Raw genomic sequence first — 20,834 nt, forward strand, 5'->3', positions numbered from 1 at the left:
GGCGTGTCCGGCTTCCCGCGTGTTCAGTTGCCGCGCCGGGGCCCAGTTCGCCGCCCTGACCCCCCGTTGTCGGTGCCACCTGCCACAATTGCCGCGCAACCTCAGTCAAGAAGGCGGTACGGGATCGTGACGACACCCCTCGTAGGGTCCATCGAAGGCAGGATCGCCGAGGAACTCGGCGTACGGGAGCGGCAGGTCAAGGCCGCCGTCGACTTGCTCGACGGCGGGTCGACGGTGCCCTTCATCGCCCGCTACCGCAAGGAAGCGACCGAGATGCTCGACGACGCGCAGCTGCGCACGATCGAGGAGCGGCTGCGCTATCTGCGGGAGCTGGAGGAGCGGCGCACGGCGGTCCTCGACTCGGTGCGCGAGCAGGGCAAGCTCACCGAGGAGCTGGCGGCGCAGATCCGTGGCGCCGAGACCAAGGCGCGGCTGGAGGACGTCTACCTGCCGTTCAAGCCGAAGCGGCGCACGAAGGCGCAGATCGCCCGTGAGGCGGGCCTGGAGCCGCTGGCCGAGGGGCTGCTCGGCGACGCGTCCGTCGACCCGCTCGCCGCGGCCACGGCCTTCGTGGACGCCGACAAGGGCGTCGCCGACCCGCAGGCCGCCCTGGACGGCGCCCGCGCGATCCTCACCGAGCGGTTCTCGGAGGACGCCGACCTGATCGGCGAGCTGCGCGAGCGCATGTGGGTACGGGGCCGGCTGGCCGCCAAGGTGAAGGACGGCAAGGAGGAGGCGGGCGCCAAGTTCGCCGACTACTTCGACTTCGCCGAACCCTTCACGGACCTGCCCTCGCACCGGATCCTCGCGATGCTGCGCGGCGAGAAGGAGGAGGTCCTGGACCTCGTCCTGGAGCCCGAGGAGCCCTCCGAACAGCCCGGCCCGTCCTCGTACGAGGGGATCGTCGCCCACCGTTTCGGGATCGCCGAGCGCGGCCGCCCCGCCGACAAGTGGCTGACGGACACGGTCCGTTGGGCCTGGCGCACCCGGCTGCTCGTGCACCTCGGCATCGACATGCGGATGCGGTTGCGGACGGCCGCCGAGGACGAGGCGGTCAACGTCTTCGCGGCGAACCTCCGCGACCTGCTGCTCGCCGCCCCGGCGGGCACGCGCGCGACACTGGGCCTCGACCCGGGTTTCCGTACGGGTGTGAAGGTGGCCGTGGTCGACGCGACCGGCAAGGTCGTCGCCACGGACGTCATCTACCCGCACGTCCCGGCGAACAAGTGGGACGAGGCCGTCGCCAAGCTCGCCCGCCTCGCCAAGGAGCACGCGGTCGAGCTGATCTCCATCGGCAACGGCACGGCGTCCCGCGAGACGGACAAGCTCGCCGGTGAACTCATCGCCAAGCACCCGGAGTTGAACCTCACGAAGGTGATGGTGTCGGAGGCGGGCGCGTCCGTGTACTCGGCGTCGGCGTTCGCCTCGGCGGAGCTGCCCGGCATGGACGTGTCGCTCCGCGGCGCCGTCTCCATCGCCCGCCGCCTCCAGGACCCGCTCGCCGAGCTGGTCAAGATCGACCCGAAGTCGATCGGTGTCGGCCAGTACCAGCACGACCTGTCCGAGGTGAAGCTCTCCCGCTCTCTCGACGCGGTCGTGGAGGACTGTGTGAACGGCGTGGGCGTGGACGTGAACACGGCCTCCGCCCCGCTGCTCTCCCGGGTCTCCGGCATCACCTCCGGACTCGCCGAGAACATCGTGGCGCACCGCGACTCGAACGGCCCCTTCGCCTCGCGTACGGCGCTGAAGAGCGTGGCACGGCTGGGCCCCAAGGCATACGAGCAGTGCGCGGGCTTCCTGCGGATCCGTGGTGGTGACGACCCTCTGGACGCGTCCAGCGTGCACCCCGAGGCGTACCCCGTGGTGCGGCGGATGGTGAAGACGGCAGGCAGCGAGGTCGCCTCGCTGGTCGGGAACACGAGTGTGCTGCGGTCGCTGAGGCCGGACGACTTCGTGGACGAGACGTTCGGTCTGCCGACCGTGACCGACATCCTGAAGGAGCTGGAGAAGCCGGGGCGCGACCCGCGGCCCGCGTTCAAGACGGCCACCTTCAAGGACGGCGTGGAGAAGATCTCCGACCTGGCCCCCGGAATGGTCCTCGAAGGGGTCGTGACGAACGTGGCCGCCTTCGGCGCCTTCGTGGACGTCGGCGTCCACCAGGACGGTCTGGTGCACGTCTCCGCGATGTCCAAGACGTTCGTCAAGGACCCGCGGGACGTGGTGAAGTCCGGTGACATCGTCAAGGTGAAGGTGCAGGAGGTCGACATCCCGCGCAAGCGGATCTCACTGACGCTGCGGCTCGACGACGAGGCGGTGGCCTCCGGCGAGGGGCGGCAGGACCGGCCCCAGCGGGGTGGGCGGCCGCCTCAGCAGAGGGACCGGCAGCCGCGTCAGGGCGGCGGCCGTGCGGGTGGTGGCGGGGGGTCCCGTCAGGCCCCGCCGCCTGCCAACAGCGCGATGGCGGATGCCTTGCGGCGGGCGGGGCTCGGTGATTCCAAGAAGGGGAAGCGTTGAGTTCTGACCGTGGGTGAGTGGGGGCTGGTCGCGCCCGCACGGCGGAGCCGCATATCGATGCGGCCCCGCGGCCCTTTCAGGGCGTGCCTGCGCGGCGCCTCTCCTCCCTCGCTAGCGCTCCGTCACCTTGCCCGCCGCGACCTCCAGGCGGCGGGTCGTGTGGACCGCGTCCAGCATGCGGCGGTCGTGGGTGACCAGGAGGAGCGTGCCCTCGTACGAGTCGAGGGCCGACTCCAGCTGCTCGATGGCCGGCAGGTCGAGGTGGTTCGTCGGCTCGTCGAGGACGAGGAGGTTGACGCCCCGGCCCTGGAGGAGGGCCAGGGCGGAGCGGGTGCGTTCGCCCGGGGAGAGTGTCGCGGCCGGGCGCAGGACGTGCTCCGCCTTGAGACCGAACTTGGCCAGCAGGGTGCGTAGTTCGGCGGGCTCGGTGTCGGGTACGGCAGCGGAGAAGGCGTCGATCAGGGCCTCCGGGCCGTGGAACAGCTTGCGGGCCTGGTCGACCTCGCCGACGATCACGCCCGAGCCGAGGGTGGCGTGGCCGGAGTCCAGGGGCACCCGGCCGAGCAGCGCCCCGAGCAGGGTCGACTTGCCCGCGCCGTTCGCGCCGGTCACGGCGACCCGGTCCGCCCAGTCGATCTGGAGTGTGGCCGGGCCGAAGTCGAAGTCGCCCCGCCGGACCTGGGCGTCCCGCAGGGTGGCGACCACGGCGCCGGACCGCGGGGCGGCCGCGATCTCCATCCGCAGCTCCCACTCCTTGCGCGGCTCGTCCACCACGTCGAGCCGCTCGATCATGCGCTGGGTCTGCCGGGCCTTCGCGGCCTGCTTCTCGCTGGCCTCGCTGCGGAACTTGCGGCCGATCTTGTCGTTGTCGTTGTTCGCCTTGCGCCGGGCGTTCTTGACGCCCTTGTCCATCCAGGAGCGCTGCATCTGGGCCCGCCCTTCGAGCGCGGTCCGTTTGTCGGCGTACTCCTCGAAGTCGTCGCGGGCGTGCCTGCGGGCGACGTCCCGCTCCTCCAGATAGGCCTCGTACCCGCCGCCGTACAGCTTGATCTGCTGCTGTACGAGGTCGAGTTCGAGGACCTTGGTGACCGTGCGGGTGAGGAACTCGCGGTCGTGGCTGACGACGACCGTGCCGGCGCGCAGTCCTGAGACGAAGCGTTCGAGTCGCTCCAGGCCGTCCAGGTCGAGGTCGTTGGTCGGCTCGTCGAGCAGGAACACGTCGTACCGGGAGAGGAGGAGCGAGGCGAGTCCGGCGCGGGCTGCCTGGCCGCCGGAGAGGGCGGTCATCGGGTGGTCCAGGCCGACGGCGAGGCCGAGCGAGTCGGCGACCTCCTCGGCCCGCTCGTCGAGGTCGGCGCCGCCGAGGTCGAGCCAGCGCTCCAGGCTGGTCGAGTACGCGTCGTCCGAGCCCGGCGCCCCGTCGACGAGCGCCTGTGTGGCCTCGTCCATCAGTCGCTGGGCCTCGGTGACGCCCGTGCGGCGTGCCAGGAAGTCCCGGACGGTCTCGCCCGGCCGGCGCTCCGGCTCCTGCGGCAGATGGCCGACGGTCGCGGCCGGCGGGGAGAGCCGCAGCTCGCCCTCCTCGGGTGTGAGCAGCCCGGCGAGCATCCGCAGCAGGGTGGACTTGCCCGCGCCGTTGGCACCGACGAGACCGATCACGTCGCCGGGCGCGACGACGAGGTCGAGCCCGGAGAAGAGCGAGCGGTCGCCGTGGCCGGCGGCGAGGTTCTTGGCGACGAGGGTGGCAGTCATCAGAGGGCGATCCTAATCGCCCGGCCACGCGCGACCGCCCTCGGTTTTCACGCACGCCGACGCCTCGGCGCCGGAACGCGCTACCCCGGCCCCGGCTCGCCGACATCGCGGGCTCCCGGCACGCCGAGACGCTGTTGGCGAATCCCGCCGAGGTGAGGGCAAGTGGGGTCCGAGTCCCAGCGACACGCCGTGCATGCGGCGTGTCGCTGGGACTGAGCAGACACTTACCGCCTCGCGGCGAATTCGCCCAAGTCGGGGCTCCGTGCGTGCCGAAGTCGGGGGCTGCGGCACGCCCCGGGAGCTCAGCGCACCATCGCCTCCACCAGCACGCCTCCCGAGGTGCGCGCCACGATGAACGACTCCCCCTTCGTGGCCTTCGCGTCCAGGGCGAGTCGGTGGCGGCCCGCTTCCAGGACGCCGTCGAAGACCTCGTACATGTGGGTGCGGTAGAGGCGGTCCAGGCGGTACGCGGTCAGCCGGACCCGGCAGGTGGAGGTGACCTCGACGCCCGCCTCGCCGTCGGCGGCGACCAGCCGGGTCAGTCGGCGCTGTTCCTCGGGGCTGCGGTCCAGGGCGTTCTCTATCTGGGCGACCAGGAGCGGGACGATCGGGGCGAGGCCCTCGACGTACGCGACATCGACGCCCGCGTGCTCGAAGGACCCGCGTACGGCGGCACGTTCCTGCTCGGTGACCGCGCGGCCGAAGGCGACGGCGCCGTACGTGCGCAGTTCGTCGGTGGAGATGTCCGTGGCGTCCTGGGCGGTCTCGGCACCGATGCCGATGATGCGCAGGGCGGCGGCGAGTTTGGCCAGGACGGCCGCCCTGGCGCCGATGAGCAGGACCCTGCGGCGCTCGCCCGCGGTGCCGGTGAGCAGCGAGCCCAGGGCGGCGCGGTACTCCTCGCCGTGGAAGAGGAACGGGCCGATGCCGTGATAGCCGTTCCGCTCCAGATCCGCGTGCTCGTCGGTCTGCCAGGCGAAGTCGCGCCATACGTAGTCTTCGCCGTGCCGTTCGATGACGGCGGTCACGGCGCCGCACCCGAGGTCCTCGCACTCGGGGCAGCCGTAGATGACGTACCGGCCGCCCTCCAGCGGGGCGTCGGCTTCCAGCAGGAGACTGCGTACCTGTGCGGTGAAGATCGCGGGCGGTACGTCGGAGGCGAGGGGGGACACGGCGTCGAGGTCGGAGAGCTGGTACAGCAGCGGGCGGCCGTCGACGATGAAGTCGACGAAATCCCGGTGCGCTTGGTAGTCACCGTTGGCAAGGACTCCACCGGCACGCATCGCCGGTGCCAGGCCGAAGGTCGCGTACTCGGCAGACATGCTGTGAGTATCCCCAGAGTGAGCGCTGTCTGAGCACGGCATGACACATTCCGCTAACGTCCCCGCGTGACGAGTGATCGAAGCGGTGACGTGATCGTGGTCGGCAGCGGGGTCATAGGGCTGACGACGGCAGTCGTTCTGGCCGAGAGCGGCAGGCGGGTGCGGATCTGGGCGCGGGAGCCCGCCGAGGGAACCACCTCGGCGGTTGCGGGCGCGCTGTGGTGGCCGTACAGCGTCGAGCCCCTCGAACTCGCCCGCGCGTGGGCCCTGGAGTCGCTTTCCGTGTACGAGGAGTTGGCGGCGCGGTCCGACGAGACGGGCGTACGCATGGTCGAGGGCGTAATGGGTGAGTCGCGGCTGGACGAGCAGGGGCCGTGGGCCGCCGCTCGGTTGCCGGGGCTTCGGGCCTCCACGCCCGAGGAGTACGCGGGAACCGGACTGTGGGCCCGGCTGCCGTTGATCGACATGCCGGTGCAACTGCGGTGGCTGCGCGAGCGGTTCCTGCGGGCGGGCGGGACGGTCGAGGTGCGTGCCGTGACGGATCTCGCCGAGGCGGAGGCGGCTGCGCCGGTCGTCGTCAACTGCGCGGGCCTGGGCGCCCGTCAGCTCGTACCGGATCCTGCGGTTCGGCCCGTGCGGGGGCAGTTGGTGATCGTGGAGAACCCGGGTTTGCGTACGTGGCTCGTCACGACCGACTCCGTCGCCGGGACTACCACCTATCTCTTTCCGCAGCCCGACCGCTTGGTCCTGGGTGGTACGACCGACGAGGACGAGTGGTCGCTGACGCCCGATCCGGAGGTGGCGGCGCGGATCGTGGAGCGGTGCGCGCGGTTGCGGCCCGCGGTGGCGGGGGCGCGGGTGTTGGGCCATCGGGTGGGGTTGCGGCCCTCCCGGCCGACGGTGCGGCTGGAGCGGGAAGTCCGGGGTGGGGGTGGGGTGTTGGTGCACAACTATGGGCACGGTGGGGCCGGGGTGACAGTGGCTTGGGGGTGTGCGCGGGTTGCCGCCGGGCTTGCCTTCGGCTGAGCGGTCCTCGCGGGGCGCCCTGCGTTCACCACGGGGCGCCCTGTGGTGAACGCAGGGCGCCCCGTGGTGAAGGCCGTTTGTCGGGTGCGGGTTCGTTGTGGCTGGGTACGCAGTTCCCCGCGCCCCTGAAAGACGAAAGCCGAAGCCTCGGCCCCGCCCGGTCCACAGCCGAACCCCCGCGCTCAGCCGTGGTCGTGGGCCCGGCCGCTCAGCCGTGGTCGTGGCCCAGTGGGTCGCCCTCCGTTTCGGTGCCGGCGCCCGGGCCGACCCTGATCTCGAATTCGCCGTCGTACTTCTTGTGGCCCTCGATCACGGCGAGTTGGACGGCCTCGGAGCCCATTTCGTGGCGGACGATGACCGGGTCCCTGCGCAGGTCGCGCATGAGGGAGATGCACATGCCGATCATCACGAGGACGAAGGGCGCGGCGGCCAGGATCGTGAGGTTCTGGAGGCCGGTGAGCGCGTTGCCCTCGGTGCCGACGAGCAGCATGATGGCGGCGACGGCTCCGGTGACCACGCCCCAGAACACCACGACGAAGCGGCCGGGTTCGAGGGCGCCCTTCTGCGAGAGCGTGCCCATCACGATGGACGCGGCGTCGGCGCCGGAGACGAAGAAGATGCCGACGAGGATCATCACGAGCAGGCTGGTCGCGGTCGCGATGGGGAACTCCTGGAGGACGCCGAAGAGTTGACCCTCGGGGGTCGACTCGCCGCCGAGCGCGCCGCTCTCCTTCAGCTTCATCGCCGTACCGCCGAAGATCGCGAACCAGACGAGACTGACGGTGCTGGGCACGAGGATGACGCCGCCGACGAACTGCCGGATGGTGCGGCCGCGGCTGATGCGCGCGATGAACATGCCGACGAAGGGCGTCCAGGAGATCCACCACGCCCAGTAGAAGACGGTCCAGCTGCCGAGCCAGTCCGCGACGCCCTCGCCGGTGCTGGCCTCGGTGCGGCCGGCCAGCTGCGGCAGGTCACCGAGGTAGGAGAAGACCGAGGTGGGCAGCAGGTCGAGGACGATGACCGTCGGGCCCGCGATGAACACGAAGACCGCGAGCACCAGGGCGAGCACCATGTTGATGTTGGACAGCCACTGGATGCCCTTCTCGATGCCCGAGATGGCCGAGGCGACGAACGCCACCGTCAGGACGGCGATGATCACGACGAGCAGACTGTCGCTCACCTTGTCCATCCAGTCCAGCTCGGTGAATCCGGAGCCGATCTGGAGGGCGCCGAGGCCAAGTGAGGCCGCGGAGCCGAAGACGGTGGCGATGATCGCGAGGATGTCGATGGCCCTGCCGACGCCGCCGTTCGCGTGCTTCTCCCCGATGAGCGGGGTGAAGACCGCGCTGATCGTCTGGCGACGGCGCTTGCGGAAGGTGCTGTAGGCGATGGCGAGTCCGACCACCGCGTAGATCGCCCAGGGGTGGAGCGTCCAGTGGAAGAGGGTGGTGGCCATCGCCGTCTGCATGCGTTCCGCGGAGTCCGCGGGGTCGGTTCCCGGTGGCGGGGTCGTGTAGTGGGAGAGCGGCTCGCTCACGCCGTAGAACATCAGGCCGATGCCCATACCGGCGCTGAACATCATCGCGACCCAGGACACGGTCTTGAACTCGGGCTCCTCGCCCTCCGCGCCGAGGTGGATCCTGCCGTACCGGCTGATCGCGAGCCACAGTGCGAAGACCACAAAGCCCGAGGCGGCCAGCATGAAGCCCCAGCCGCCGTTGTGGATCAGGCCGCTGAGCATCTTGTCGGAGGCGCTCTTCAGGGAGTCGGTGCCGGCCGATCCCCAGATCACGAAGGCCACGGTGATGGCGGCGGTGACGCCGAACACCACCCAGTCGGTGTGCTGACCGGGGCCGCCGGGAATGTCCGTAGGACCTTCCCGGCCTCCCCTCTTCTTCAGGTCTTCAGTCATCTGCGGCACCTTCCCCTGTAAAGCGCGGGTAAGCCATTTCCTCGTTATGCCCTACGACCTACCACAGGTGCTACAGATCTCACCCGCCTCAGCAGTCGGTGTCGGGCTCCCCGGCCGTGAGGTGGTACGGAGCGCGCTCGTCGAGGAGCAGCGGGACGAGAGCGCGCAGGGACTGGCGCAGGGGGACGTAGGCGCCTTCGGCGTCCTGCCGCGTCCTGACCCCGTGCAGGGCGAGTTCGTCCTTGACGTCCGCGTACTGGTCGGCCGTCAGCCGATAGGCGCAGGGCGGGTCCGCGATGATCTCGGACGGTTCGGCCGGGTCGTTGTCGGCGCCGCCGACGTAGACCGGTCCTGTGTCCTGGTAGCCGGTCAGCCGGGCCGCCGACGTGGCCGCCTCGATCCGGCTGCGCCGTTCGCCCGTGAACTCGAACAGCCCGTCCAGCGCGGCCAGTTGGGAGTGGACGCGGCGCCGGTTGTTGAGCGACTCGTCGGCCTTCTCGGCGTCCGTGAGGGGATCGACACGGCTCTCGATGAGCAGCCCGACGCCGTGCTTGACACCGGACATGTTCCGCAGGATCCGCTCCTGTCCGTCACCCGCGACCTGCCGGATCGGGTCGCCGGTCACGGGGTCGGTCCAGATGCCGTACGTGCCGGTCGAGTACCCCTCCGCCTGGGCCGCGGGCCGTACGTACGCCCCTGACAGGGTCTGTCCCTCGTCGTGCACGGCCGCGTCGGTGTTGAGGTTGCGCGGCCAGAGGTCGAAGAGATCCTTGTCGTAGTAGGGGGGTGTGGCCCCGTACTCGTGCAGGTCGTAGATCACGTCGGGCTTGCGGTCGCGGACGACGGCGGCCATGGCGCGGCCCTCGGCCGTCTGGAGCGCGAGGTGGTCACGGTTGATGTCGATGCCGTCGCTGTTGCCGCGGGTGTCGGCGGCCCGGCCGTCCGGGTTGGCGGTGGGCACGACGAGCAGCGTGGTGCGGTCGAGGAACTTCCGGGTGGCGGAGTCCTTCGCGTACGCGAGGTCGCGGACCGTCGTGAGACAGGCCTCGCGCCCGGACGGTTCGTCACCGTGCTGGCTGCACACCAGCAGGACGGTGTTGGCCGCGTGACTGTTGCCGATGCGTACGAGCCGGAGGGGGCGGTCCTGTTTCGTCGTGCCGATCCGGCCGACCGACACCCGGCTGCTCGACTTGTCGACGGCGGCGAGGAAGTCCCGCTCCTCGGGCTGGGTGGTCCAGCGCGCGCCGTCGGTCTGCTCGAATCCGGTACGGGGCGGGGTCTGGGCGGCGTGGGCGGGCACCGTCAGGAGGGGTGCGGTGAGCACCGCCACCGTCAGGGCGAGTATTCCTGTGCGGCGGGATGTCATCAGTGGGTGCCTCCGGGTACGCGGTGCGTGGCGCGCGGCTCGCCTATGCCGTCGAGGGTCGCGTCGGGGGTGACGTACGAGGATCCCGAGGTGGCGCGCGCGAAGGCGGCGGCGCCTCCGACGAGCGGCACACTGGCCTTCGTGCGGGCGAGGTCGAGGGCGAGGGTCGGGGTGGTCGACGGCGGGTCGATGAGGCCCTCGTCGGTGCCGGCGACGATCAGCGCGAGGCGGTGTCCGGCCGGGACGACGTGGTCGCTGGCGTGCAGGTCGAGGGTGATGGTGTAGCGCTTGCCCGGGGTGAGCGGTTCGCCCTTGGCGTCCGAGCGGTGGTTGCCGAGGTCGGCCCAACCACGGCTGAACACCGTGTAGTCGACGGCCGCGGTCTTCGCCCGGGTCACCTTGAAGCAGGAGCTGTCGCCGGTGGTGCTCGGGCCCCAGCAGGTGCGGTCGGTGAGTGTGGAGATGCCCTCGCCCGAGGCGGAGTAGTCGCGGATCGTGTCCGGGCCGAGGTCGACCAGGACCGCGGAGAGGTGGGCGGTCGACGTGGTCGGGGTGGCGGTGACGGTCACCTTGGAGGAGCCGGAGAGGCGGACGTCGCGGGTGAGCGGCTTGGTGGTGAAGCCGGCCTTGGCGGACGTGGACTGGTCGATCTGGGCGGCCCAGTCGGTCTCGTCCTGCCGCGGGTCGTCGGTGAAGGTCTCGGTGCCCGATCCGGTACGCAGTCCGAGGGTGCCGACGCCTGCTTGTGCGCCCTTGCCCGGGCGCAGGTTCACGGTGTCGGTGGCGCGCGGCGGCCAGACGTTCGAGGTGACCCACTGGTCGGGGGCACGCTCGATGTCGGCCATCGGCTCGTCGTCGATGCCGTTGTCGTAGCCGAGGAGTTCGTGGTCGAACCAGCGGTGCAGGGTGTCGGCCCACTCGGCTCGGCGGAAGTCGAAGGGGTCGACGTGCCCGGTCTGGGACAGCCAGATCTTGCGGTCGACGCCGTTCTCGGCGAGGCCGTCCCACCACTGGCCGAAGTGCTTGGGGCGGACGTTGAGGTCCTGCATGCCGTGGATGACGAAGACGCTGGCGTCGACCTTGCGGACGTCCTTCACGTAGTCGCGCTCGGTCCACAGCTTCGTCCAGTCGCCGGTGCGCGGGGCGCCGTCGACGAGTTTCTGCTGGACGGCGGCGCACCTGGCGCGGGCATCGGGGCTCTCGACGTAGTCGGACAGCCACTCGGGGCCGGAGTCGTAGAGGGGGGCGCCCTTGGCGAAGTAGTAGTCGTACCAGGAGGAGATGGCGGCTATGGGGACGATCGTCTCCAGGCCCTCGACTCCGGTGGCGGCCACTCCGTTGGCGATCGTGCCGTCGTAACTCTTGCCGATCATGCCGGTCTTGCCGTTGGTCCAGCCGGCCTTGGTCTTCGTGGTCCCCGTGCGGGAGGTGTAGCCCTTGCCCCGGCCGTTCAGCCAGTCGACGACGGCCTTCGCGGACTGGACGTCGGAGCGGCCGCCGACGTCGACGCAGCCGTCGGAGCGGTTGGTCCCGGCGAGGTCGACGGCGACGAAGGCGTAGCCGCGCGGCACGAAGTAGTTGTCGTAGTAGAGCGGCATCTGGACGATGTCGCCGTTCGCGTCGTACGTCTTCAACTGGCTCTCGTTGCCGCGCCCGCAGCAGGAGTAGTACGGGCTGGCGTCCATGATCACGGGGATCTTGCGGCCCTGCTGGGCGGGTTCACGCGGGCGGACTATGTCGACGGCGACGCGGTCGGTCTTCCCGTCGCTGTCGCCGTCCAGTCTGGTGTCCACCCAGACGGATTCGCGGATCGCGTTCTCGTACGAGTAGACGGGGGCGCTCTCCCGCGGGGCGCTGTGGGCGGCGGCCGGGGCGACCGGGGTGAGGAGCGTGGCCATCAGGGCGGCTGTGGCCGCCGTCGCGAGCGATCTCCAGTTGGTGAAGCGCTTGTAGCGCGCAGGTGTCCGCATGCGCGGAAGGTACTCCGGTCAACTCCTGTGCAAAAGAGGGCCTATTGGGGTCTGCGGGGGTTCGGCCGACGGTGTGGCCGGTCGTGTGGCTTGAAAGGTGCGTGGGGCGGGGTCACTCATGTCGGCCGGATGGCGATCCTGTGACAGGAGCGGCCATGGACAGGGTTGGGCCCACAGGGAATGAATAGGCTCCGAACAGACTTCGTGCCCCTACGACTTGGAGCTTGACGTGCACCGCAGACTCATTGCCCCGGGCGCACTCGCGGCCTCCCTGCTGCTGGCGATCCCGGCATCGGCGGCCGACTACTCCCCCGGAGCGCCGGGCATCGGCGATCCCTACTACCCGGCCTACGGCAACGGTGGATACGACGTCTCCCACTACGACCTCCGGCTCCAATACCAGCCGGAGACGGACAAGTTGGAGGGAACCGCGACCCTCCTGGCGAGGACGACGCAGGATCTCTCGCGCTTCAATCTGGACTTCCTGCTCGATGTGAGCGAGGTTCGGGTCAACGGCACGAAGGCCTCGTTCACCACCTCGGGCGAACACGAGCTGGAGATCACGCCGAAGAGCCCGCTGCCCAAGGGCACGGCCGTCACGGTCGTGGTGCGCTACAGCGGGGTGCCGTCCTCCAAGAAGGCGTACGGGTTCACCAGTTGGCACCGCACCCCGGACGGCGGGGTCGGGGCGAACGAGCCCGAGGCGGCCTGGTGGTGGTTCCCCAGCAACGACCATCCGCTGGACAAGGCCACGTACGACGTGTCGGTCGCCGTGCCCGACGGGTCGCAGGCGATCTCCAACGGCACGCTCCAGTCGGTGAGTTCACGGGCCGGATGGACTCGCTACAGCTGGCGCTCGAACAAGCCGCAGGCCACGTATCTCGCCACGCTCGCGGTCGGGAAGTTCGACCTCACCACCGGGACGTCGGAGAGCGGCATCCCGATCGTCAACGCGTACAGCAAGGACCTGGGCGACAACTACGGGGCGGCGCGCGCGAGCGTCGAGCGGACCGGGGAGGTCGCGGACTGGCTGTCCGAGCATTTCGGCCCTTATCCATTCAATGCTTTGGGTGGTTATGTACCGAATACCGACACCGGGTATGCATTGGAGACGCAGACCCGGCCGTTCTACAGCCCGCGGCAGTTCGCGAGCGGGACGAACGTGTCCGTGGTCGTGCACGAACTGGCCCACCAGTGGTACGGCGACGACGTGTCCGTCACCGGGTGGAAGGACATCTGGATCAACGAGGGCTTCGCCCGGTACGCGCAGTGGCTGTGGTCGGAGCACGAGGGTGAGGGGACGGCGCAGGAGATCGCGGACTACGTGTACGCGTCGCGGGCCGCCGACGATCCGTTCTGGACCGTCAAGCCCGGGGATCCCGGGCCGGAGAACCAGTTCCACATCGCCGTCTACGACCGTGGGGCGCTGGCGTTGCAGGCGCTGCGCAACGAGATCGGGGACGAGGCGTTCTTCGCCATTCTGAAGGGGTGGCCGAAGAAGTACTCGTACGGGAACGCGACGGTCGGTGACTTCGTGAAGTACGCGGAGGAGGTGTCGGGGCAACCACTCGCCTCGCTCTTCGACACGTGGCTGTACCAGGCGTCCAAGCCGGGGGCGCCGACGGCACGGGCTGCTTCGATCGCGCCTCGGGCGCAGGGGGAGCCGGTGCGGCCGAAGTCGTGGAAGAAGATCGCGGCGACGAACTCGGTTCACGAGGGTTGACTTGCTTCTCGGGCTGAAGCCCGAGGATTCTGGCCTTCTCCGCCGGTTGCTGTGCCGCTACGCGGCACGGGGTTCGGGCGGGAGTCCGTGGCTTCCTGCTTCGTCGCGCTGTGCCAGGACGAGTCCTGGTCTGACCTGCGCTCCACAGGCTGTCACCGCCAGTCCGGCGGCCGTTTTCACGTTCTTCGCGGCGTTGTGGTCCCGGTCGTGCACCGCACCGCAGGCGGCACAGGTCCATTCCCGGATGTGCAGGGGCTTGGGGCCGTCCTTGGCCCCACACCCCGAACAGACCTGGCTGGTCGGCTCGAACCGGCCGATTTTCACCAGGGTGCGCCCGTACCGGACCGCCTTGTACTCCAGCATGGCGACGAACTGCGTCCAGCCCGCGTCATGCACGCTCTTCGCCAGTCGGGTGCGCGCGAGTCCTTTGACCGCCAGGTCTTCCACGCCGATCGCTTGGTTGTCGCGGATCAGCCTGGTGGAGAGCTGGTGGTGGAACTCGCGGCGCGCATCGGCCACTTGTGCGTGGGCGCGGGCGACCTTGAGGCGGGCCTTCTCCCGGTTCTTCGACCCCTTCTGCTTACGGGACATCTCCCGCTGGGCCTTCTTGAGTTTCTTCTCTGCGCGGCGCAGGAACCGCGGGGAGTCGATCTTCGTCCCGTCGGAGAGGACGGCGAAGTGGGTCAGGCCCAGATCGATGCCAACCGTGTGGTCGGTGGCGGGCATCCGGTCGGCGTCGGCGGCCGGGTCGGTGTCGATGACGAAGGAGGCGAAGTACCGTCCGGCCGCGTCCTTGATCACGGTGACCGAGGAGGGCCGTGCGGGCAGCACTCGTGACCACTTCACCCTCACCGCGCCGACCTTGGGGAGGTTCAGCCTTCCGGAACCGGTGATGGACCAGCGGGCATTGGCGGTGAAGCGGATCGACTGGCGTGTGTCCTTGCGGGACTTGAAGCGGGGTGCACCGGTCTTCGCGCCCCGGCGCTCGCCCTTGAGGGCGGCGAAAAAGTTCTTGTAGGCGGCCTCCGCGTCGCGCAGGGACTGCTGGAGGACGACCGCGGAGACCTCGCCCAGCCAGGACCGCTCGGGTGTCTGCTTGGCCTGGGTGATCAGCTTCCGGGAGAGCACGCCCGCCGTGGGGAAGGCTTCGCCCGCCCTGCGGGCGTCCTCTCGGGCGCGCACGGCATCGTTGTACACGACGCGGGCGCACCCGAACGCCCTGGCCAGCGCCGTGCGTTGGCCCGGTTCCGGGTACAGCCTGAAGGCGTACCGAAGCTGCATGCGGTGATCGTACGAACGAGCGCCACCCCGCCACCAGAGGGAACATATGAACGGCCGGTACTCCCTGGAACCGGCAGGAGCGGAACGGGCCTGACGGGGAGGCGTTGCCCGGCTTCGCCGGTTGGGCACTGACGCTCCGCGTCGGCCGTGGTGACGCCTATGCTCTCCTGCTCCGCAGGACAGCATCCGTGACGTTCCTCGTCACGATGACAGATTCGCTTCACCACCGGCCTGAAGGCCGATGCACTGCGAATGAATCCCGGTAGCACTCCGTGGGGGGCGGGGAATGAGGCCGGCGGGGTCGTGCGGGTCGACTTCGGCTGGCCGGGCAGTTCCCCCGCGCCCCTTGCGTGGCCCGCTGTCCCCTGACAATCGGCTGTCGGCGTCGCCAGCCCCCAGGCGCCAAGGAGCCAGCTCCTCGTGGGAGCTTTCACAACTCAGGTGAGACAGCAATACTGTTGCACCGCACTCGTGAGGCGGATGTGGTGTTCGAAGGAGCGGTCATGGCGGCGGATGTCGAGGAGCCGACGCTCACGGTCGATGAGCTGGCCGCGCGGGCGGGGGTCACGGTGCGGACCGTGCGGTTCTACGGGACGAGGGGGCTGCTGCCGCCGCCCGTGATCGGGCCGCGCCGGGTGGGGCACTATGGCCAGGAGCATCTGTCCCGGCTCGCGCTCATCGAGGAGTTGCAGCACCAGGGGATGACGCTGGCCGCGATCGAGCGCTATCTGCAGCAGTTGCCGGAGGGGCTCAGCGCCCATGACCTGGCCATCCACCGAGCCGTGGTGGCCTCCTGGGCGCCGGACTCGGCGGAGGAGGTGAGCCGCGCGGAGCTGGAACGCCGGGCGGGGCGGTCGCTGAGCGCCGAGGACCTGGACCGGCTCGTCGCGATGAGCGTCGTCAGGGAGGCGGCCGACCCGGGCACGTACCGCGTGGACCTCGGGCTGCTGCGGCTCGGCGTCCAGCTGCTCGACGTACCGATCGCCCACGAGACGATCCTCGCCGCGCGCACGGTCCTGCTGAAGCACACCCGCGCCGCGGCCCACGAGTTGTCCCTGCTTTTCCGGGACGAGGTGTCCGAGCGGGAGTCCGTCGAGGCGGTGAAGGACCTGTCCGCCCACATGCAACCGCTCGTGGTGCAGGCGTTGTTGACGACCTTTCAGCGCTCGCTGAAGGAGGAGCTGCGGGAGTGGCTCACCCAGGATTCCTGAGCCGCCGTCACCTCCCTCCCCATCTTGCCCTCACAAGTACGCCGATCCCTTGCCGTCACAAGTACGCAGATCCGCCTGCCACGTTGAGCGTCTGGCCCGTCAGGAAACCGCTGCCCTCGTCGACGACGTACAGCAGCGTGGAGACCAGGTCGGACGGCTCCTGGGTTCTGGGGACGGCCTGTTGGGCGCGGACGTGCTCGAAGCCGCCGTCGGCACCGACCGTACGCTCGGCGGTCGCGGTGCGGACCATACTCGGCGCGATCGCGTTGACCGTGATGTCGTACGCGCCGAGCGCCGAGGCCAGCGCCCGGGTGAAGCCGATCAGACCTGCCTTCGAGGCGGTGTACGCCACCATCGTGGGCGGCGCGGTGAGGACGGCGGCGGAGGCGATGTTCACGATGCGCCCCCAGCCCGCCGCCTTCAGGTACGGCAGAGCGGCCCGGGTCATCAGGAACGGGGCCTCCAGGTTGACCCGCATGACCCGCCGCCACTCCTCGGGCGTGATGTCCTCGAAGGGCGACTCGGGGTATACGCCCGCGTTGTTGACCAGGATGTGCAGCGTGCCGAACTGTTCCAGGACTCGTTCCAGAGCCCCGTGGACCTGCTCCTCGTCGGTGACGTCGGCGATCAACTCCAGGTAGTCCAGGACACGTTCGGCCGTCCGGGTCTGCGGGACCAGGTCGAGTCCCGCGACTCGGTAGCCTCGTCCGGCGAGCGCGACGGCGAACTCCTGCCCAAGGCCCTGTGCCGCTCCGGTCACCAGCGCGGTCCGCGTCTCCATGGCGGTGAGTGTGATGACCCGTCAGGCAGTGGGCAAGGGGGCGTTTCCGGTCTTCGGAACGCGGTGGTCGGGTCCGGCGAGGGCTCCCGCGGCCGGCGGCTCCCCGAGTCGGCCCGACCGCCACCAGTCCCTGTTCCATTCGCTGGAACGGCCGTGTTGCCGCGCGCGCCGGGCGGCCCGACGCTGCGGGGCGACCCCAGCCGCCAGCGTTCGGGAGCCGTGCCCGATGACCGAGACCGACCGTGCCGTGGACGACGCCGAGCGCGCCCGCGAACAGGGCGGCGGCGGACGGTGGTTCAGGCTGTCGCCCGGTCGCGGTCGATTGCCGGCGGGCCGCCCCGGGAACGGACGGCGGTGGCTGCCCGACGAACTCGGCGTCCTGGTCGTCCTCGCACTGCTCGTCGCCGGCATCGGCATCCCGTACCCGGACTTCCTCGACAGCGACAACCTGCTCTCCACCGCGCACAACTCCGTCTACATCTCACTGATGGCCTGCGGCATGGTCTTCGCGCTCGCCATGCGCGAGGTCGACCTGTCGGTGGGCGGCAGCTACGCGATGTGCCTGGTCGTCGGGGCCCTGCTCGTACGGGAGGGTGTCGGGCCCTGGCTGGCGGTCCCGGCGGTGCTGCTCACCGGGATCGCGCTCGGGGTCTTCAACGCCCTGGTCACGACGCTCCTCGCCCTGCCGTCGTTCATCGTGACACTCGGCACGCTGATGCTGTTCCGGGGTGTCGGGCTGGCGCTCGCCGACGGGAAGCAGATCACCGACCTGCCGCTGGACGACTCGTTCTTCACGCTCGCGGGCGGTGACGCGGCCGCAGTGCCCTTCGCGCTCTGGGTGTTGCTCGCGGTCGTGGTCGCTCTCGCGGTGCTGCTCGCCCGCACCCGGTTCGGGGCCCGGGTGCGGGCGATCGGCTCCAACCCCGACGCCGCCGCGTTCAGCGGTATCCCCGTCGTCCGTACGCGAGTTCAGGCCCTCGCGCTGTCCGGTCTCACCACGGCCTGCGCGGCGGTCCTCGCGCTCGCGTACTACGGCGCCGGCGATCCCACGCTCGGCCAGGGCTACGAGTTGCAGGCCATCGCCGCGTGCATCATCGGCGGCACTCCGCTCGCGGGCGGCCGTGGCTCGGTGGTCGGGGCGGTGGCCGGCGCGATGATCCTGTCCGTCGTCGCCTCCGGGCTCGTGTTCTTCGAAGTACCCATCAACTGGACGTCGTTCGCGACCGGCGGGGTGATCCTCGTCGCGGTCGCGGCGGACAGCGCGCTGCGGCGCGGCGGGCGTCGTCGACATTGAAGTCCCCTTGTCTGGAGCCTGGTTCGGATTTTCCAGGGCCCTGTTCGGAGCCTGGTTCGGAGTTTGTTCAGAGCCTTTTTGGAGGCCGTCATGCACTCCCGATTGCGTACGCTGTCCGCCGCGTTCGGCGCGCTGGTCCTCCTCTCCGCCACCGGTTGCGGCAACGACGACGGCCCCGGCGGCTCAGGCGGCGGCAAGCTCGACATGGGCATCGCGGTGGCCAACATCAGCCTGAACTTCGCCCACGAGATGGTGCTGGGCGCCGAGAGCGCCGCCGACCACGCGGGGGACGTGAACTTCAAGGCCGTCGGACCGCCCAACACGGACGGGCCCGCAGAGGTGCAGCTCTTCCAGAACCTCACGGCTCGCGCCAAGGACGGCATCGTGCTGGAGAACCTCGATCCGCCGATCTTCACCCGTCCCGCCGCACGCGCCGTCGACAAGGGCATCCCGATCGTGGCACTGGACACCTCCCCCACCGACGGCAGCAAGGTGACCTTCTACGTGGGCAACGACAACTACGCGCTGGGCGAGTTGATGGCCAAGGAGGCGCTGAAGCGGCTCGGCGACGACCCGAAGGGGGAGATCGTCGTCGGGGTGCCCAACCCGGGGACGCCGGTGCTCGACAACCGGGCCGAGGGCATCGCCGACACGTTCAGGAAGGAGGCCCCGGGCGTGAAGGTGCTCGGCCCCTTCCAGACGTACAGCGATCCCGGGCAGAACCACAGTTCCTGGTCGTCGCAGGTGGGCGCGCACCCGAAGGCGCTCGCCTTCCTCGGGGTCGGTGACGCCGACAGCTACAACCTCGCGAAGATCAAGAAGGAGAAGAACGGCAAGTGGCTGACGGCCGGCTTCGACGTCGACCCGAAGACCCTCGACGCGGTCGAGGACGGCTCGAACTTCGTCGCCATCGACCCGCAGCACTTCCTCAAGGGCTACCTCTCGACGGCGATGCTGATCGAGTCGGTGCGCGACAACGACGGCAAGCTGCCCGACGGCTGGTTCCTCTCCCCCGGCGGGGTCGTCGACTCCTCCAACATCGACGAGATCATCACGCGGCAGAAGTCCGCGAAGGCGGCCTACGACTGGTACAAGCCCGTGATCGACAAGCTGCTCGGCGACCAGAAGGCGCAGCTCAAGCCGTTGAAGGACGCGCGCTGAGATGACGTACGGCGATATGACGTACGGCGACATGCTGGCCGCGCAGGGCCTGGTCAAGTCGTACGGCGGGGTCAGGGCCCTGGACGGAGCGGGCATCCGGCTGCGGAGCGGTGAGGTGCATGCGCTGGTCGGTGAGAACGGGGCGGGCAAGTCGACGCTCGTGCGGATCCTGTCGGGCACGCTGCGGCCGGACGACGGAACGGTGCGGCTCGCGCCGGAGGCACGGTCGGGCGGAATCGCCGTCGTCTCCCAGGAGTTGAGCCTGTTCCCCGATCTGTCGGTACGGGAGAACCTCTTCCCCCACTGTCCACCGCGGCGGTTCGGGCTGCTCGACCGGAGCGCGATGGACCGGGCCGCGCGCCCCGTGCTCGCCGAGTTGGGACTCGACGTCGAGCCCGGCACCCTCGTCGGTGAACTTCCGCTCGCCGACCAGCAGTTGACGGAGATCGCGCGGGCGCTGCTGCGACGGCCGCGTGTACTGGTCCTCGACGAGCCGACCTCCGCGCTGCCGGCCGCCGCCGTGGACCGTCTCGAACGGGTCCTGCGGACGCTCACCGGGCGAGGCATCGCGATCCTGTACGTCACCCACTTCCTGGAGGAGGTGATGCGCCTCGCGCAGCGCGTGACGGTACTGCGCGACGGACGGGTGACGCTGGACGGCGTACGGCGGGAGGAAGTCGGCGTGCCGGATCTCGTGACGGCGATGCTGGGCGGGGCACCGCAGCCGCCGGTACGGCGGACGCGTGCCGTGGCCGACGGGCCGCCGCCGGTCGTGCTCTGCGGGGTGTGCGTCCCCGGGCACCTCGCGGACGTCACCTTCACCGTGCGCGCGGGAGAGGTGGTGGGCCTGGCGGGGCTCCAAGGGGCGGGCCATCTCGACGCGTTGGGGGTGGTGTGCGGGCGTACGGCTGTCTCCGTCGGCCGGGTCGACATCGGTGGCCGGGGGCTGCCGCGGTCCCTGCGGGACGCGGTCCGGGCGGGTGTCGCCTTCGTGCCGAGCGACCGCAAACGGTACGGGCTGATGACCGACCGCACGGTGTGGGAGAACACCACGGCGGTGAGCTGGCTGGCGCTGGGACGGGGCGGTTTCATGCCCTCGCGCGCCGAACTGATCCGCCGTACAAGTGATTTGACGGAACGTCTGCGGCTGCGCGGCGACCCGCACGACATCGTGTCCCGCCTCTCCGGCGGCAACCAGCAGAAGGTGGTCTTCGCGAAGTGGCTGGCCACCGAGCCTCGCATCGTCGTCCTGGACGACCCCACGCGTGGGGTCGACGTCGGCGTACGGTCCGAAATGCACCGCATCGTGGGCGAGTTGGCGACGGGTGGCGCCGCCGTGCTCATCGCCTCGACCGATCTGGCCGAACTGACCGAGGTCTGCGACCGGGTGCTGGTCTTCGTACGAGGCCGGACCGTCGAGGAGTTGAGCGGCGCCCGACTGACCGAGCACCAACTGGCGGTGTCGATGCAGGCAGGGGGCAGGTCCGGGACCGGGACCGGGCAGTGACCGGTCCCGGC

General features: G+C 70.1%; 14 protein-coding genes. 7 read left to right on the plus strand and 7 right to left on the minus strand.

Annotation, left to right across the window (positions count from 1 at the left end; genetic code table 11):
- Positions 1–126: 126 nt before the first annotated feature.
- Positions 127–2,514, plus strand: a complete 2,388-nt coding sequence (locus ACH4YP_RS02590; RefSeq protein WP_398488977.1) for a Tex family protein — start codon at positions 127–129, stop codon at positions 2,512–2,514.
- A 111-nt stretch (positions 2,515–2,625) separates the two neighbouring features.
- On the opposite strand, the gene ACH4YP_RS02595 is transcribed toward ACH4YP_RS02590, so the two are convergent.
- Positions 2,626–4,266 carry an ABC-F family ATP-binding cassette domain-containing protein gene (locus ACH4YP_RS02595; protein ID WP_361071560.1) on the minus strand — a complete coding sequence of 547 codons (1,641 nt, stop codon included), beginning with the start codon at positions 4,264–4,266 and terminating at the stop codon, positions 2,626–2,628.
- A gap of 302 nt (positions 4,267–4,568) precedes the next feature.
- Positions 4,569–5,588 carry an oxidoreductase gene (locus tag ACH4YP_RS02600; RefSeq protein ID WP_398488978.1) on the minus strand — a complete coding sequence of 340 codons (1,020 nt, stop codon included), beginning with the start codon at positions 5,586–5,588 and terminating at the stop codon, positions 4,569–4,571.
- Positions 5,589–5,654: 66 nt separating this feature from the next.
- Here ACH4YP_RS02600 and ACH4YP_RS02605 point away from each other — a divergent pair, with 66 nt between their 5' ends.
- Positions 5,655–6,614, plus strand: a complete 960-nt coding sequence (locus tag ACH4YP_RS02605) for an FAD-dependent oxidoreductase (RefSeq protein WP_398488980.1) — start codon at positions 5,655–5,657, stop codon at positions 6,612–6,614.
- 208 nt (positions 6,615–6,822) lie between these two features.
- Here ACH4YP_RS02605 and ACH4YP_RS02610 read toward each other — a convergent pair whose 3' ends face one another.
- The 3 genes from ACH4YP_RS02610 to ACH4YP_RS02620 form a co-directional block, all read right to left on the minus strand.
- Positions 6,823–8,529: a BCCT family transporter gene (locus tag ACH4YP_RS02610; RefSeq protein ID WP_361070874.1), complete on the minus strand. Its 1,707-nt coding sequence runs from the start codon at positions 8,527–8,529 to the stop codon at positions 6,823–6,825.
- Positions 8,530–8,617: 88 nt separating this feature from the next.
- Positions 8,618–9,895, minus strand: coding sequence for a M14 family metallocarboxypeptidase (locus ACH4YP_RS02615; RefSeq protein ID WP_361070877.1), 1,278 nt, complete (start codon positions 9,893–9,895; stop codon positions 8,618–8,620).
- A complete protein-coding gene (locus ACH4YP_RS02620) occupies positions 9,895–11,865 on the minus strand; it encodes a Xaa-Pro dipeptidyl-peptidase (protein WP_361070880.1) in 1,971 nt (656 codons plus the stop codon). The genes ACH4YP_RS02615 and ACH4YP_RS02620 overlap by 1 nt, the downstream gene beginning before the upstream one ends.
- Positions 11,866–12,094: 229 nt before the next feature.
- Here ACH4YP_RS02620 and ACH4YP_RS02625 point away from each other — a divergent pair, with 229 nt between their 5' ends.
- Positions 12,095–13,588 (plus strand): M1 family metallopeptidase, encoded by a 1,494-nt coding sequence (locus ACH4YP_RS02625; RefSeq protein WP_398488983.1) that lies wholly within the window; start codon positions 12,095–12,097, stop codon positions 13,586–13,588.
- 57 nt (positions 13,589–13,645) lie between these two features.
- On the opposite strand, the gene ACH4YP_RS02630 is transcribed toward ACH4YP_RS02625, so the two are convergent.
- The gene (locus ACH4YP_RS02630; RefSeq protein ID WP_398488984.1) at positions 13,646–14,869 is read right to left on the minus strand and encodes an RNA-guided endonuclease InsQ/TnpB family protein; all 1,224 of its coding nucleotides are present in this window, start codon (positions 14,867–14,869) and stop codon (positions 13,646–13,648) included.
- Between the two features lie 503 nt (positions 14,870–15,372).
- Here ACH4YP_RS02630 and ACH4YP_RS02635 point away from each other — a divergent pair.
- The gene (locus ACH4YP_RS02635) at positions 15,373–16,080 is read left to right on the plus strand and encodes a MerR family transcriptional regulator (RefSeq protein WP_361070889.1); all 708 of its coding nucleotides are present in this window, start codon (positions 15,373–15,375) and stop codon (positions 16,078–16,080) included.
- Positions 16,081–16,135: 55 nt separating this feature from the next.
- Here the strand turns inward: ACH4YP_RS02635 and ACH4YP_RS02640 are convergent, their stop codons facing one another.
- A complete protein-coding gene (locus ACH4YP_RS02640) occupies positions 16,136–16,861 on the minus strand; it encodes an SDR family NAD(P)-dependent oxidoreductase (protein WP_398488985.1) in 726 nt (241 codons plus the stop codon).
- A 226-nt stretch (positions 16,862–17,087) separates the two neighbouring features.
- Between ACH4YP_RS02640 and ACH4YP_RS02645 the strand changes: the two genes are divergently transcribed.
- The 3 genes from ACH4YP_RS02645 (at position 17,088) to ACH4YP_RS02655 (ending at position 20,823) form a co-directional block, all read left to right on the plus strand.
- Positions 17,088–18,155: an ABC transporter permease gene (locus tag ACH4YP_RS02645; RefSeq protein WP_398488986.1), complete on the plus strand. Its 1,068-nt coding sequence runs from the start codon at positions 17,088–17,090 to the stop codon at positions 18,153–18,155.
- A gap of 90 nt (positions 18,156–18,245) precedes the next feature.
- Entirely contained in the window at positions 18,246–19,316 is a 1,071-nt protein-coding gene (locus ACH4YP_RS02650; RefSeq protein WP_398488988.1) for a sugar ABC transporter substrate-binding protein, read from the plus strand.
- Position 19,317: 1 nt separating this feature from the next.
- Positions 19,318–20,823, plus strand: coding sequence for a sugar ABC transporter ATP-binding protein (locus ACH4YP_RS02655; protein ID WP_398488989.1), 1,506 nt, complete (start codon positions 19,318–19,320; stop codon positions 20,821–20,823).
- Positions 20,824–20,834: the final 11 nt, after the last annotated feature.

This window comes from Streptomyces sp. NPDC020747, assembly GCF_044334695.1.
Lineage (GTDB): Bacteria > Actinomycetota > Actinomycetes > Streptomycetales > Streptomycetaceae > Streptomyces.